At 71.3% G+C, this 13,559-nt stretch carries 11 protein-coding genes and 1 pseudogene; 9 read left to right on the top strand and 3 right to left on the bottom strand.

Going from position 1 to position 13,559, the window contains the following annotated elements:
- Window positions 1-62 precede the first annotated feature (62 nt).
- The 7 genes from OG210_RS30980 (at window position 63) to OG210_RS31010 (ending at window position 6,801) form a co-directional block, all read left to right on the top strand.
- Window positions 63-863, top strand: coding sequence for a crotonase/enoyl-CoA hydratase family protein (locus OG210_RS30980; protein ID WP_371539852.1), 801 nt, complete (start codon window positions 63-65; stop codon window positions 861-863).
- 110 nt (window positions 864-973) lie between these two features.
- Entirely contained in the window at window positions 974-1,951 is a 978-nt protein-coding gene (locus OG210_RS30985) for an OB-fold domain-containing protein (RefSeq protein WP_328323536.1), read from the top strand.
- Window positions 1,951-2,997: a thiolase domain-containing protein gene (locus OG210_RS30990; protein WP_328323533.1), complete on the top strand. Its 1,047-nt coding sequence runs from the start codon at window positions 1,951-1,953 to the stop codon at window positions 2,995-2,997. The genes OG210_RS30985 and OG210_RS30990 overlap by 1 nt, the downstream gene beginning before the upstream one ends.
- Complete coding sequence (locus OG210_RS30995) at window positions 2,994-4,193, top strand: thiolase domain-containing protein (protein ID WP_328323531.1); 1,200 nt, start codon at window positions 2,994-2,996, stop codon at window positions 4,191-4,193. The genes OG210_RS30990 and OG210_RS30995 overlap by 4 nt, the downstream gene beginning before the upstream one ends.
- 83 nt (window positions 4,194-4,276) lie before the next feature.
- Window positions 4,277-4,519 (top strand): DUF397 domain-containing protein, encoded by a 243-nt coding sequence (locus tag OG210_RS31000; protein WP_328323529.1) that lies wholly within the window; start codon window positions 4,277-4,279, stop codon window positions 4,517-4,519.
- Between the two features lie 200 nt (window positions 4,520-4,719).
- On the top strand, window positions 4,720-5,220 hold the full coding sequence (locus tag OG210_RS31005) for a hypothetical protein (protein WP_328323527.1): 501 nt from the start codon (window positions 4,720-4,722) through the stop codon (window positions 5,218-5,220).
- Between the two features lie 249 nt (window positions 5,221-5,469).
- Window positions 5,470-6,801 carry a peptidoglycan recognition family protein gene (locus tag OG210_RS31010; protein WP_328323525.1) on the top strand — a complete coding sequence of 444 codons (1,332 nt, stop codon included), beginning with the start codon at window positions 5,470-5,472 and terminating at the stop codon, window positions 6,799-6,801.
- Between the two features lie 133 nt (window positions 6,802-6,934).
- On the opposite strand, the gene OG210_RS31015 is transcribed toward OG210_RS31010, so the two are convergent.
- Window positions 6,935-8,074 carry an aminoglycoside phosphotransferase family protein gene (locus tag OG210_RS31015; protein ID WP_328323523.1) on the bottom strand — a complete coding sequence of 380 codons (1,140 nt, stop codon included), beginning with the start codon at window positions 8,072-8,074 and terminating at the stop codon, window positions 6,935-6,937.
- A 231-nt stretch (window positions 8,075-8,305) separates the two neighbouring features.
- On the opposite strand from OG210_RS31015, the gene OG210_RS31020 reads away from it, so the two are divergent.
- A complete protein-coding gene (locus tag OG210_RS31020) occupies window positions 8,306-9,805 on the top strand; it encodes a hypothetical protein (protein ID WP_328323521.1) in 1,500 nt (499 codons plus the stop codon).
- A gap of 66 nt (window positions 9,806-9,871) precedes the next feature.
- Here OG210_RS31020 and OG210_RS31025 read toward each other — a convergent pair whose 3' ends face one another.
- Window positions 9,872-11,320: a PP2C family protein-serine/threonine phosphatase gene (locus OG210_RS31025; protein WP_371539858.1), complete on the bottom strand. Its 1,449-nt coding sequence runs from the start codon at window positions 11,318-11,320 to the stop codon at window positions 9,872-9,874.
- A 651-nt stretch (window positions 11,321-11,971) separates the two neighbouring features.
- Here OG210_RS31025 and OG210_RS31030 point away from each other — a divergent pair.
- Window positions 11,972-12,376, top strand: a pseudogene (locus OG210_RS31030) (hypothetical protein); the annotation flags it as partial.
- A 142-nt stretch (window positions 12,377-12,518) separates the two neighbouring features.
- On the opposite strand, the gene OG210_RS31035 reads toward OG210_RS31030, so the two are convergent.
- Window positions 12,519-13,559, bottom strand: coding sequence for an NAD(P)-dependent alcohol dehydrogenase (locus tag OG210_RS31035; RefSeq protein WP_328323517.1), 1,041 nt, complete (start codon window positions 13,557-13,559; stop codon window positions 12,519-12,521).

A 13,559-nucleotide genomic window follows, 5' to 3' on the forward strand; every position in this document is an offset into this window, starting at 1 on the left:
GCCGCTCGCCGATCCGGCTCAGATCCTCAGAGGCGCCCAGATCCTGAAACGGGAGGACGGCCATGGGTGGTACGGAACACCTCACCGTGCGGCGCGAAGGCGCCACGCTGGTGCTCACTCTGAACAGGCCGGAGGCGAAGAACGCGCTCTCGCTGCCGATGCTGGTAGGGCTCTACGACGGCTGGCTGGCGGCCGACGAGGACGACGAGATCCGCTCGGTGGTGCTCACCGGAGCAGGCGGCGCCTTCTGCGCCGGCATGGACCTCAAGGCCCTGGCCGGCGCCGGAATGGAGGGCGAGCAGTACCGCGACCGGCTCAAGGCCGACCCGGATCTGCACTGGAAGGCGATGCTGCGCCACCACCGGCCCCGCAAACCGGTGATCGCCGCAGTCGAGGGGTACTGCGTCGCCGGAGGCACCGAGATCCTCCAGGGCACCGACATCCGGGTCGGCGCCGAGAGCGCCACCTTCGGCCTCTTCGAGGTCAAGCGCGGCCTGTTCCCGATCGGCGGCTCCACGGTGCGCCTGCAGCGCCAGATCCCCCGCACCCACGCGCTGGAGATGCTGCTCACCGGCCGCCCGTACACCGCGGCCGAAGCGGCGGCCGTCGGTCTCATCGGCCATGTGGTGCCCGACGGCACCGCGCTGGAGAAGGCCCTGGAGATCGCCGCGCAGATCAACGTCTGCGGGCCGCTCGCCGTGGAAGCCGTCAAGGCCTCGGTCTACGAGACGGCCGAACTGACCGAGGCCGAGGGGCTGAAGGCCGAACTGGACCGCGGCTGGCCCGTCTTCGACACCGCGGACGCCAAGGAGGGCTCACGCGCCTTCGCCGAGAAGCGGCCGCCCGTCTACCGCAGGGCCTGACCGCGCGAACACGTCCCGCGCCGGCCCCCGGCCGGCACCGGTTCCCCTTCCGACGCTCCGGCACCCGCCGGACGAGCCCCCGCCCGCAGCGGAGAATTTGGAGCCCACCCATGACAGCCGCTCCCTCACCGGAGGTGCTCCGCGCCCCCCTCGTCGTCGAGTTCCCCTTCACCCGCTCCCTCGGACCCGTGCAGAGCGCCTTCCTCACCGGGCTGCGCGAGCGCACCGTACTGGGGGTGCGGACCGGCGACGGCACGGTCCTCGTCCCGCCGGTCGAGTACGACCCCGTCACCGCCGACGAGATACGCGACCTGGTCGAGGTCGCCCCCACCGGCACCGTCACCACCTGGGCCTGGAACGCGTCCCCGCGCCGCGGCCAGCCACTCACGACACCCTTCGCCTGGGTCCTGGTGAAACTCGACGGCGCAGACACCGCCCTGCTGCACGTTCTCGACGTCCCGGGACCCGAAGCCGTGCACTCCGGGCAGCGCATACGCATCCGCTGGGCCGCCGAACGCACCGGAGCCATCACGGACATCGCCTGCTTCGAGCCGTACGAGAGCGAGGGCGAGGGCGGAACCGCGGCCGGGACCGCCGCGCCCGCGCACAGCGGGCTGTTCGACGACCTCGTCACCGGCATCACCGCCCCCGCGCGCCTCGACTACGTCTACAGCCCCGGCCGCGCGCAGAGCGACTACATCAACGCGCTCGCCGACCGGAAGACCGTCGGCGAGCGCTGCCCCTCCTGCGCCAAGGTCTACGTACCCCCGCGCGGCGCCTGCCCCACCTGCGGGGTCGCGACGACCGACCGGGTCGAGGTCGGCCCGGCCGGCACCCTCACCACGTACTGCATCGTCAACATCAAGGCCCGCGGCCTCGACATCGAAGTGCCCTATGTCTACGGGCACATCGCCCTCGACGGCGCGGGCCTCGCCCTGCACGGCCGGATCGGCGGCATCCCGTACGACCAGGTACGGATGGGGCTGCGCGTCGAGCCGGTGTGGACCGAGGGCGCCCGGTTCCCCGACCACTACCGGCCCACCGGCGAGCCCGACGCCGACTACGACACGTACAAGGAGCTGATCTGATGCGGGACATCGCGATCGTCGCCTTCGCACAGAGCGACCACCTGCGGCGCACCGACGAGTGCTCCGAGGTCGAGATGGTGATGCCGGTCCTGCACCGCGTGCTCGCGCAGACCGGGTTGAAAACCAGCGACATCGGCTTCACCTGCTCCGGGTCGAGCGACTATCTGGCAGGCCGGGCCTTCTCGTTCACGATGACGCTCGACGGCGTCGGAGCCTGGCCCCCGATCTCCGAGTCCCATGTGGAGATGGACGGGGCCTGGGCGCTGTACGAGGCGTGGGTGAAACTGCTGACCGGCGAGGCCGACACCGCCCTCGTCTACTCGTACGGCAAGTCATCGCCCGGATCGGTCAGGGACGTACTGACCCGGCAGCTCGACCCCTACTACGTCGCCCCGCTCTGGCCCGACTCCGTCGCGCTCGCCGCGCTCCAGGCGCAGGCACTGATCGACGCCGGCGAGACCGACGAGCCCGCGCTCGCCGGGGTCGCCGCCCGCAGCCGCGGGGACGCGGCCGGCAACTCGCACGCCCAACTGCCCGGCGCCCGGCCGCAGGGCGACTACCTGGTGCGCCCGCTGCGCACCGGCGACTGCCCGCCCATCGGGGACGGCGCGGCGGCCGTCGTGCTGGCGGCGGGCGACCGGGCACGCGACCTGTGCGAGCGACCCGCCTGGATCCGGGGGATGGACCACCGCATCGAGGCCCACAGCCTCGGCGTACGCGACCTCACCGACTCGCCGTCCGCCCGGCTGGCCGCCGAACGGGCCGGGGCCTTCGAGCGCCCCGTCGACACCGCCGAACTGCACGCGCCCTTCACCTCCCAGGAAGTCGTCCTGCGCAAGGCACTCCGGCTCGCCGACGACGTACGCGTCAACCCGTCGGGCGGCGCCCTCGCCGCCAACCCCGTCATGGCGGCCGGGCTCATCCGGCTCGGCGAGGCCGCGGCCCGGATCCACCGCGGTGAGTCCGACCGGGCCCTCGCGCACGCCACATCCGGCCCGTGCCTGCAACAGAACCTGGTCGCCGTCCTCGAAGGAGAGGCCCAGTGAACAACCAGCCAGCGAACAACCGAGGTGCGACCGGCAAGGAACCCGTGGCCGTCGTCGGTATCGGCCAGACCCACCACGTCGCCGCCCGGCACGACGTGTCCATCGCCGGACTTGTCCGCGAAGCCGCCCAACGCGCCCTGAGCGACGCCGAGCTGACCTGGGCGGACATCGACGCCGTCGTCATCGGCAAGGCCCCGGACTTCTTCGAGGGCGTGATGATGCCGGAGCTCTACCTGGCCGACGCGCTGGGCGCCGTCGGCAAGCCCATGATGCGTGTGCACACGGCGGGCTCGGTGGGCGGATCGACTACGCTCGTCGCCTCCAACCTGGTCGCGTCCCGGGTGCACCGGACGGTGCTCACCCTCGCCTTCGAGAAGCAGTCCGAGTCCAACGCCATGTGGGGCCTCTCCCTCCCCGTACCGTTCCAGCAGCCCCTGCTGGCCGGAGCGGGCGGGTTCTTCGCCCCGCATGTGCGCGCCTATATGCGCAGGGCCGGGGCGCCCGACACGGTCGGCTCGCTCGTCGCGTACAAGGACCGCCGCAACGCGCTGAAGAACCCCTACGCGCATCTGCACGAGAAGGACATCACCCTGGAGAAGGTCCAGGCGTCTCCCATGCTGTGGGATCCGGTCCGCTACTCCGAGACCTGCCCGTCGTCGGACGGAGCGTGCGCGATGGTCCTCACCGACCGTGCGGGGGCGGCCCGTTCGCCCCGGCCGCCCGCCTGGATGCACGGTGGCGCGATGCGCAGCGAACCCACGCTCTTCGCGGGCAAGGACTTCGTCTCCCCGCAGGCGGGCAAGGACTGCGCCGCCGATGTCTACCGGCAGGCGGGCATCACCGACCCCCGCCGGGAGATCGACGCCGTCGAGATGTACGTCCCGTTCTCCTGGTACGAGCCGATGTGGCTGGAGAACCTGGGCTTCGCGGCCGAGGGCGAGGGCTGGAAACTCACCGAGTCCGGCGCCACCGAGATGGACGGCGACCTTCCGGTGAACCCCTCCGGCGGAGTGCTCTCCACCAACCCCATCGGTGCCTCCGGCATGATCCGGTTCGCCGAGGCCGCCCTCCAGGTGCGCGGCGCGGCCGGGGAGCACCAGGTGGACGGCGCCCGCAAGGCGCTCGGGCACGCCTACGGCGGCGGCTCGCAGTTCTTCTCCATGTGGCTGGTGGGTGCCGAGCCGCCCACCGGCTGACCGCACCGAACAGCTGTGGCCTGTCCGTCGCCCGCACGGATCGCTAGGGTGGCCACGCACGACGAACCGGGAGGAGCACGGACGTGGCCGAGAGCACCACCCCCCAGCGGACCCTTGCGGGCTGGGACAAGCCGGACCTCGATCTCAGCGACGCGGACTGGCAGTCGGGGAGCCAGGGGCGGGGCGACGTGCAGATCGCCTTCGTGGAGGGCTTCATCGCGATGCGCAACAGCGGCAAACCGGGCAGCCCGTCACTGATCTTCGATCCGGGCGAGTGGCGGGCCTTCGTCCTGGGCGCCCGGGAGGGCGACTTCGACCTGACGTGACGGCCGGTCCCCGCAGGGCCGGCGCCCGGGCCCGCAGCGGGCCGCGGCGGTCCGCCCGGCGCCCGTGGCGCCCGGTGTACAGGGTGTGCCCGCCGGTCCACGCTGAGCTTCCGCGCGGCGGGCACCAGGACGATCAGGGCCGGTCCCCGCAGCCCCGGCCCCGGCTTCGACGGGCCGACGGGGCCACGTACCATGGCTGTATGTCCTTCCTCCGCCGCCGCAGCGCCGCCACTCCCGCGGGCCCGGACTTCGACGTCCTGGCCATGGACCCGGGTGACTGGCCCGGCAACCTCGGCGCCGGACTCCTTCCCGCACCCGACGGGACCTGCCAGGGCGTCTTCCTGCGGTACGACCTCTTCGGCGGCCGCGGCCCCGCGATGATCATCGGGAATCTGCCGGAGGGCTCGCCCGCCCGTGAGGTCGCCGAGGGCCAGATCCCCTTCGAGGTGGCGCAACTGCTCGCGGCGCTGGAGAACGACGAGCCCATCGAGGTGCTCGACACCGAGGACATGCCGGTGATGCAGGGCGACAACCTCCTCATCGTCCGGCGCCTGAAGCTCTCGGAGAGCCGGATCTCCTGCGTCCAGTTCGACCGCAGTGACAAGGTCCTGGTCACCATCGCCAGCTGGGACCGGCCGATCACGGACGACCTGTACGCCCTTCTGAAGCCGCTGCCCGCGGAGATGTTCCAGCAGGGCTGAGTCCCGTCCCGCACGCCCGGCCCCGCAGGTGCGAGCACCGCTCCCTTACGCAGAAGCCGGGTGACACGGCTCTGCCAGAGCCTGGTTGCCGCGCCGTTCGCGCTGGTCATCGGCCATGCCAGTGGTCTGTACAACTGTTTCAACAGCCGCCCCGTGCGGCGCTCTTGACGTGCCATCACTCACGTCGGAGAGTGCGCCCATACCGTTCGAGAGATCACCACGGCGCAACTCCCGGCAAGAAGGGCCGTCATGACGTCCAAGCAACGGATCAGACTTGCGCTCGCGCTGACCACCGCGAGCACCTTCGGCCTCGCCCTGCTCAGCCCGGCGGCGCAGGCGACCTCCCCGGACACCCGGCCGGAGTGCCCCCGCACCCTCGACTGCGAGTGGGCCCCCGCCGCCTATCAGCAGACCGGTGATCCCGCCGACAAGGAGACGTACGGCAACTACGACACCGCGGACCGCCCGCACACCGGGAAGATCAAGTACATCGTCCTGCACGACACCGAGGAAACCTTCGACAAGACGCTGCAGATCTTCCAGGACCCGCACAGCCAGACGTCCGCGCACTACGTGGTCCGCTCCGGCGACGGCCATGTGGCGCAGATGGTCAAGGACAAGGACATCGCCTGGCAGGCGGGCAACTGGTACATCAACCAGCAGTCCATCGGGATCGAGCAGGAAGGCGTCGCGACCGAGGGCTCCAAGTGGTTCACCCCGGCGATGTACCGCTCGACGGCCGCCCTGGTGCGCTATCTCGCGGCCAAGTACGACATCCCGCTGGACCGCCAGCACATCATCGGCCACGACAACGTCCCGCCCACCAGCACCGCCGGGACGCCAGCCATGCACTGGGACCCCGGACCGTACTGGGACTGGGACTACTTCATGAAGCTGGTGGGCAGGCCCACCGTCCCGACCGCCTCGCCCCGCAGCCAACTCGTCACCATCAGCCCGGTGTTCAAGGAGAACATCCAGAAGTTCCGCGACTGCGAGAAGAACGTGGACCTCCCGGCGCAGGCGTCGAGCGCGGTGCCGCTCCACACCGGGCCCTCCACCGGATCACCGCTCTTCTCCGACCCGGCACTGCACACCGACGGCAAGCCCGGCACCAACTGCGCCGCCGACTGGGGCAGCAAGATCAGCGCGTCGCAGCAGGCCGTGGTCGCCGGCCGCGTACCCGGCTGGACCGCGATCTGGTGGTACGGCCAGAAGGCCTGGTTCCAGAGCCCGGCGCACACCAGGACCACCACACCGGCATCCGGATACGTGGTCAGGCCGAAGGCCGGCCGGACCGATGTGCCGGTGTACGGGGTGGCCTACCCGGACAAGAGCGAGTATCCGGCGGACTTCACCGGCGGCCGCCTGGGCACGCCCCTGCCGTACACGATCAAGCAGGGCCAGGCCTACCCCGGCGGCGGCGAGGCGCCCACCGGCTACTACTACGCCCCGACGATCGACGCCTCCTACCCGTACGACCACACGTACTTCCCCGGCGCCACCCGGTATGTGACCGTGCAGATCGGACACCGGGTGGCCTTCGTCAAGGCGTCCGACGTCGACATCGTGCGCACTCACTGACGCCCACTCAGATCAGCGGCGCCCTCCGGCGGTGACCGTACGAGGACAGCGCGGTGCGCGCCCGGTGTGTCGGCACCGGGCGCGCACCGCGCTTCCCCCTCACCCCCGGGAACCCGGCGCCGGGCCCCGCGGTTCAGCGGGTACCGACCGCCGCGCGGACGGCGCGGCGGGCCAGGGCGCAGTCGTCGTGCAGCCGCCTGAGCAGCAGCCGCTGCTCCTCGCCGTGCGAGAGCACACCGGCCTGCGGCTGCTGGCCCGCACCGGCCGGCGCGCCCTCGCGGATGGTGCGCTGGACAGCCGTCTCGTACGTACGGATCTCACGGGTCAGCACCAGCATCAGGTTCACCAGGAAGGCGTCCCTGGCCGCGGGGCCCGCGGCCTGTGCCAGCTGGCTGATCTGGCGCCGCGCCACCGGCGCCTCGCCCAGTACGGACCACAGCGTCGCCAGGTCGTACCCCGGCAGATACCAGCCCGCGTGCTCCCAGTCGACCAGCACCGGGCCCGCCGGTGACAGCAGGATGTTGGAGAGCAGCGCGTCACCGTGGCAGAACTGGCCCATGCCCTGCCGGCCGCCGGAGTGCGCGAGGCCGTGCAGCAGCTTCTGGAGGTCGCCGAGGTCCCGGTCGGTGAAGAGCCCGAGCTCGTGGTACCTGGCGATCCGGGACGCGTAGTCGAGGGGCTGGCCGAACAGCCCGCCCGGCGGCCGCCAGGCGTTCACCCGGGCGACCGCGCCGAGGACCGCCCGCAGATCCGCGCGCGGCGGGGCTTCCACAGGGTGGCGCTGAAGTGCCGCCGCTCGTCCGGCCATCCGCTCGATCACCAGTGTGCAGTTCTCGGGATCCGCGGCGATGAGCCGCGGTACCCGGACCGGTGGGCGGTGCCGGACGAACGTACGGTATGCAGCTATTTCGTGGCGGAAGCTCTCCGCCCAGGCGGGGGACTGGTCGATCAGACACTTGGCAACTGCCGTCGCCCGCCCGGTCGTTCCGACGAGCAGAACCGAGCGACTGCTCCGGCGCAGTATCTGTACGGGGTTGAACTCGGGGCAGATGCGCTGAACCGAAGTGATCGCCATGCGCAGCTGCGCGCCCTGGGGGCCGGACAAGTCGAGCCTCCCGCTGAGCGGTTGGGCGCCCGGTCCCGCCGTCCGCCGGAGCCGCCCGGTGCCGAGCGCCGCAGCTGCGTGGGAGGGGTCCAGGTACGGTCCGCCACCGGCAGGGAGGGAACGGTGCGGCCGGGATGGGGCGGACACGGAGGACGACGCTGTGTACATGGGGATACAGATCCCTTCGTGTGCCGACGGGTTACCTGCGCTGCCCGCCCCGGTGGCCGTGCGTACCCTGGGGAGTACGGTCCGGCCGCCGGGTCGGGGTGGCGCGTTCCTACCTCACAACGGCCCGCGGGTGGCACACCATCTGGCGGACCCTGGCGAACCCTGGCGAATAGTCGCGAGGCATCTGACACAGGGTTACTGTCAAACCAGCCGAGAACCTGGGGGCTTGACGTGACCGGAGAACCCAACACCCGCCTGGCAGACCTGTTCGGCCTGGCCGGCTGGTCCAAGGGCGAACTCGCGAGACTGGTGAACCGGCAGGCGGCCGTCATGGGCCACCAGCAGCTGGCGACCGACACCTCGCGGGTCAGGCGCTGGATCGACATGGGCGAGAGCCCGCGCGAACCGGTGCCGAAGGTGTTGGCAGCCCTGTTCACCGAGCGGCTCGGCCGTGTCGTGACCATCGAGGACCTCGGGTTCGTACGGCCTGGGCGCGCTGGGAAACGGCAGGCCGTCGGGAACGCGGAAGAGACAGCGAACCCGGACGGCCTCCCGTGGGCGCCAGAACGGACGGCAGCGGTCCTCACCGAATTCACGGGAATGGACCTCATGCTCAACCGACGCGGCTTGGTGGGCGCAGGCGCTGCGCTTGCCGCAGGCTCCGCACTCAGCAGCGCCCTGCACGACTGGCTCCACACCGATCCGGCCCTCGCTTCGGACGCCCCACGCACCGACCGCCCCCTGCACGCCGAGCCCGCCGGTTTCGACCGCTACGAGGCCGCGCCCATCGGGTCGCAGGAGATCGAGGCGCTGGAGCACTCCGTCGAGATCTTCCGCGCCTGGGACGCCTCACGCGGCGGCGGACTCCAGCGCAAGGCGGTCGTGGGCCAGTTGAACGAGGTGGGAGGCATGCTCTCCTACCACCACCCCGACTCCCTCCAGCGGCGCCTGTGGGGCGTCGCTGCCAACCTCGCCGTACTCGCGGGCTGGATGTCCCACGACGTCGGCCTCGAACCCACGGCCCAGAAGTACTTTGTCATCGCCGCCCACGCGGCGCGCGAGGGCGGCGACCGCCCACGCGCCGGTGAGGCCCTGTCCCGGGCCGCCCGCCAGATGGTCCACCTGGGCCGCCCGGACGAGGCGCTGGACCTGATGAAGCTCGCGCAGAGCGGCTCCGGTGAGCGCAACCTGCCGCGCACCCGCGCCATGCTGCACACCATCGAGGCCTGGGCGCAGGCTTCGCTGGGCCACGGCCAGGCCATGCGGCGCACGCTCGGCGAGGCCGAGGAGCTGTTCGTGTCGGACCGCGGGGACGAGCCCGCGCCGAGCTGGATGCAGATGTTCGACGAGGCGGATCTCCACGGGATGCAGGCGCTGGCGTACCGCACGCTCGCGGACCACGATCCGTCCGCGGCCGCCATCGCCCAGGGCCACGCCAAGCGGGCGCTCGAACTGCGGATCAACGGCCGCCAGCGGTCGAAGATCTTCGACTACATCTCGCTGGCCTCCGCCTGCTTCATCGCGGACGACCCCGAACAGGCCGACCGCTACGCCCGGCTCGCACTGGTGTCGATGGGGGAGACCTCGTCGCACCGCACCTGGGACCGGCTGCGTGAGATGTACAGGCTCACCGGGCAGTACGCACGCCACGGGAGCATCCAGGAGCTGCGGGAGGAGATCCGGCTCGCCATGCCCCAGCAGATGAAGCGGCCCAGGAACGCCCAGGCGTAGCAGGGCGGTTCGGAGAGACGAGCGGAGAGCGGCGGAGCGAGGCGGTGGGCCGGGCGCAGTGGTGTCCTACGGGGTGCCGACGCGGGCGATCAGCACACAGGCGTCTTCCTGACGCTCCGTGCGGCCGTACTGTTCGACGATCATCCGCACGCACTCCTGTGCGGTGCCGGCACCGGTGAACCGCGGTGCCAGTGCGAGCAGTCCGTCCTCGCCCGGGGCGTCCGCGCCGTGCGCGGCCAGCCCGCCGGTGTGCAGGACCAGCACGTCCCCGGTCCGCAGCTGCTCCTGCGCCTGTCCGTACGCCGTCCCGGGCATCGCTCCGAGCAGCACGCCGCTCGGAGGCGTGAGCGCGCACCCCGTTCCCCCGCGGAAGAGCAGGGGGGCGGGGTGTCCCGACTGGGCCCAGACCAGGGTCCGCGCGACGGGGTCGTAACGGCAGCACACCGAGCTGCCCAGAGCGGGCTGCGCGGACGCTTCCAGAAGTTCGTTGAGATGGCCCATCAGGGCGCCGGGGGCGATCCCGGCCACGGCCATTCCCCGCAGTGCGCCCAGCAGCATCGCCATCGCGGAGGTGGCACCCACGCCGTGGCCGGTGAGGTCTCCCACGCTGAGGAGCGACTGGCCGTCGGGGAGTGCCATCGCGTCGTACCAGTCGCCGCCGATACGGGACGGCGCGGCGGACGGCAGATAGTGGGCCGCCAGGTCGAGTGCCGCGGGGCCGCCCTGCGGAAGCCGTACCGGACCGCGCCAGGGCGGCAGTACGGCCTCCTGTAATTCGACGGCGACCTGGCGCTCCGTGCGGACGATCCGCTCCCGGCGCTTGAGCGAGTCCTCCGTCTCGCGCACCGTGCGTTCACTGCGCCGCAGATCACTGACATCGCGGAGTACGGCCCACATGGAGGCCGTACAGCCGTCGCTGTCGAGAACGGGCTCGCCCATCATGTGCAGGGTGCGGACGGTCGAGTCGGGGCGCCTGATCCGGAACTCGCCGTCGATCGGCTTTCCGTCGACCAGGCAGTCGGTGACCATCGCGGTGAGCCGCGTCTGGTCCTCGGGCAGTACCACGGAGGGGAGTTCGTCCAGGGAGAGCGGCCCGTTCTCCGGCGGGCGGCCGAAGATCTGGTACAGCTCGTCCGACCAGCTGACCTCGTCGGTGAGGAGATTCCAGTCGGCGCTGCCCACGCGGCTGAGCAGCGAGGCCGGCCCGCCGCCGGTCCCGGGGTGGGCATGGGCGCCGTGCCCGGACGGTTCTCCGGCGAGGGGCTCCGCCCCGGCCGCCGGCAGCCCTTCCTTGAGCTGTCCCAGATGCGTGCCCAGGTCGTCGAGGTGGTGGACGGCCAGATCGCACAGCGCGCGCTGCCAGCGGCCCTGCACATCGTCGTCGTCCGCCACGGCGTCACGTCGTACGGCGTCCATGTCCCCGCGCAGCAGGCGGGTCCGGGTGATGAGCGCGTCAACCGTGCCCCGCTCGGGTGGCTGGGGGGCGGGACGGTCCGCGAACACATGGGACGGCATGACGTACTCCGATACGGGCGCGGCGCGGCCAGGGCTGCGGGATGGACCGGTTACGACTGTTGCACAGGGAGCGAAGACCCGTAAGGGAATTGGCAACACTCGATGCGGTGGTGCTTCTGGCATATGCCACCGGCCGACGGGGGCAAGGGCGGGGCCGGGGCGGGGCAGGGGCGGGCGCCAGGGGCCCGGCGGCGTGGGGTGCTGCGGCTCACATTGTCTGTCCGGACGGGCTGGAACATCCAGGCTTGGTTCACCGTTCACCTATATGTGGGAACGGAGCGGAGCGCCTCGGCGCCGACCCTCTGTCCCCGCGTGAACCGCCCCGGCTGGCCTCCCCCGACCAGCCGGGGCTCTTCTGTGTCCGGTGCTGTGTGCCGTCGCTGTATCCCAGGGCCGCACCCCAGTGCCGTATTCCAGCCGTATGGCGTGCGACCGGAATCATTTCGGCCATGGTCAACAGGGAATATGCCAGAGATATGGCCAGAACCCTATGGTGACAATGCGCCCGGAGTGGCGATACTCGTTGACTGTGAAGATTGAATTCCGTTCGATTCAACCGTGATCCACCAGTGAAAGGCCCGCACTTTCCGGCCGGGGAACGACCGGTCCGGGAGCGGGGCTCTGGCCGCGAACTGCCCTGGGGGAGTGGCTGTGCACGACGAATTCCTGTGCCATGTCACCGCGTACGGAGTCTGCGGTGGACGACGCGTCGGTGTGCCGCTCGGCACCTACCGCGCCCCCACTCTCCCGCTGGCCCTGTGGTGGCTGCGGGACCGGGCGACCTGGATCGCGGAACGGCTGGATCCCAGCCCCGGCCGTGGCTGCTTTCCGGACCGGGCACTCTTCGAACTGCCCGCCGACGCCCCGGACGTACCGGGTGCATTCCGTGCCTGGCGGGACGGCGGGCCGCAACAGGACAAGGCCGCCGAAGTGCTGGCCAGCGGCGGTCTCATGCGATTCGCGATCAATGACGACACCACCGAGTACGAACTCCTCGCGGAATCGGTCGACGCACTGCGGATGCAGCGCGCAATTCCGTCGCTCGCCCCGGTGGCGGCCGAATCCGTACCGGAACACCGCAGCCCCCTGCTGACGCATACACAGGGCAGAGGGCGCGGTGGCTTCGGTAATCCGCATCTGACGGGTCTTCCCTCGGGGGCCGTTCTGCTCGCCACGCTGGACAGCTCCACCGTGGTGTTCAGCTCTGCGGCAGGATGACCGCGCGTCCGTTGATCTTCCCGGCGTGCAGCCTCTCGTAGGCGAGCGGGGCCTCGTCGATCGAGTATGTCTCCACATGGACGTCCACCGATCCGGCGTGCGCCAGATCGAGCACCTCGGTGAGTTCCGGGCGCGAGCCCCAGTAGGGCGCTGCCACCGACACCTCGAAGGGGAGCGCGCCGAAACCGACGGGCAGCGTGCCGCCGCCGATCCCGACCAGCGCGACATCCGCCTCGATACCGGCCACCGCACCGGCCAGGGCCACCGTGGCGGGGACGCCGACGAAGTCGAGGACCACCTGGGCGCCGAGCCCGCCCGTCAGCGCGCGGACCTTGCCGGTCGCGTGCTCGTCGGAGAGCACCGTCTCGTGGGCGCCCACCGTCTTTGCCAGCGCGAGCTTGTCAGCCGTGACGTCGAGCGCGATGACCCGCACGGCGGACATCGCCCGCAGCAGCTGGATGGCCACATGCCCGAGCCCGCCGGTACCGATGACCACCGCGGTGGAGCCCGGGGTGAGCTTCGCCAGCGAGCGCTTGATGGCGTGGTAGGGAGTCAGGCCGGCGTCGGTGAGCGGCACGGCCTTGACCGGGTCGAGGTCGCCGAGCGGCACGAGATGGCGCGGGCTGTCCACGATCATGTACTCGGCCATCGCGCCGGGGGCACCGAGGCCGGGCGGGCGGATGCCGAGTTCAGCGGCGCGAAGGCAGTAATTCTCCTTGCCCTCGGCGCACTTGATGCAGGTGCCGCAGCCCCACGGCCCGTAGACCGCGACGGACTCGCCCTCTGCGAACCCGGTGACCCCGGCGCCCAGAGCGGCGACCGTGCCGGCCCCCTCGTGCCCGAGGGTGAGCGGAAGGTCGTACGGCAGGCTGTCCGCGGGCCAGCTCATCACGGCGATGTCGGAGTGGCAGACGCCCGCCGCGGTGACCTTCAGGAGGACCTGCCCCGGTCCCGGCTCGGGTTCGGGGACGGTGACGACCTCGGGTGCGGCGCCGACGGTGCGGTACTGGACTGCTTTCAT

It is taken from the genome of Streptomyces sp. NBC_00466 (genome assembly GCF_041433995.1).
GTDB lineage: Bacteria > Actinomycetota > Actinomycetes > Streptomycetales > Streptomycetaceae > Streptomyces.

Coding starts and splice junctions, on each gene's coding strand:
- OG210_RS30980 (WP_371539852.1), top strand. CDS start 63: ATGGGTGGTACGGAACACCTCACCGTGCGGCGCGAAGGCGCCACGCTG.
- OG210_RS31010 (WP_328323525.1), top strand. CDS start 5,470: ATGACGTCCAAGCAACGGATCAGACTTGCGCTCGCGCTGACCACCGCG.
- OG210_RS30985 (WP_328323536.1), top strand. CDS start 974: ATGACAGCCGCTCCCTCACCGGAGGTGCTCCGCGCCCCCCTCGTCGTC.
- OG210_RS31035 (WP_328323517.1), bottom strand. CDS start 13,559: ATGAAAGCAGTCCAGTACCGCACCGTCGGCGCCGCACCCGAGGTCGTC.
- OG210_RS30990 (WP_328323533.1), top strand. CDS start 1,951: ATGCGGGACATCGCGATCGTCGCCTTCGCACAGAGCGACCACCTGCGG.
- OG210_RS31015 (WP_328323523.1), bottom strand. CDS start 8,074: ATGTACACAGCGTCGTCCTCCGTGTCCGCCCCATCCCGGCCGCACCGT.
- OG210_RS31025 (WP_371539858.1), bottom strand. CDS start 11,320: ATGCCGTCCCATGTGTTCGCGGACCGTCCCGCCCCCCAGCCACCCGAG.
- OG210_RS31005 (WP_328323527.1), top strand. CDS start 4,720: ATGTCCTTCCTCCGCCGCCGCAGCGCCGCCACTCCCGCGGGCCCGGAC.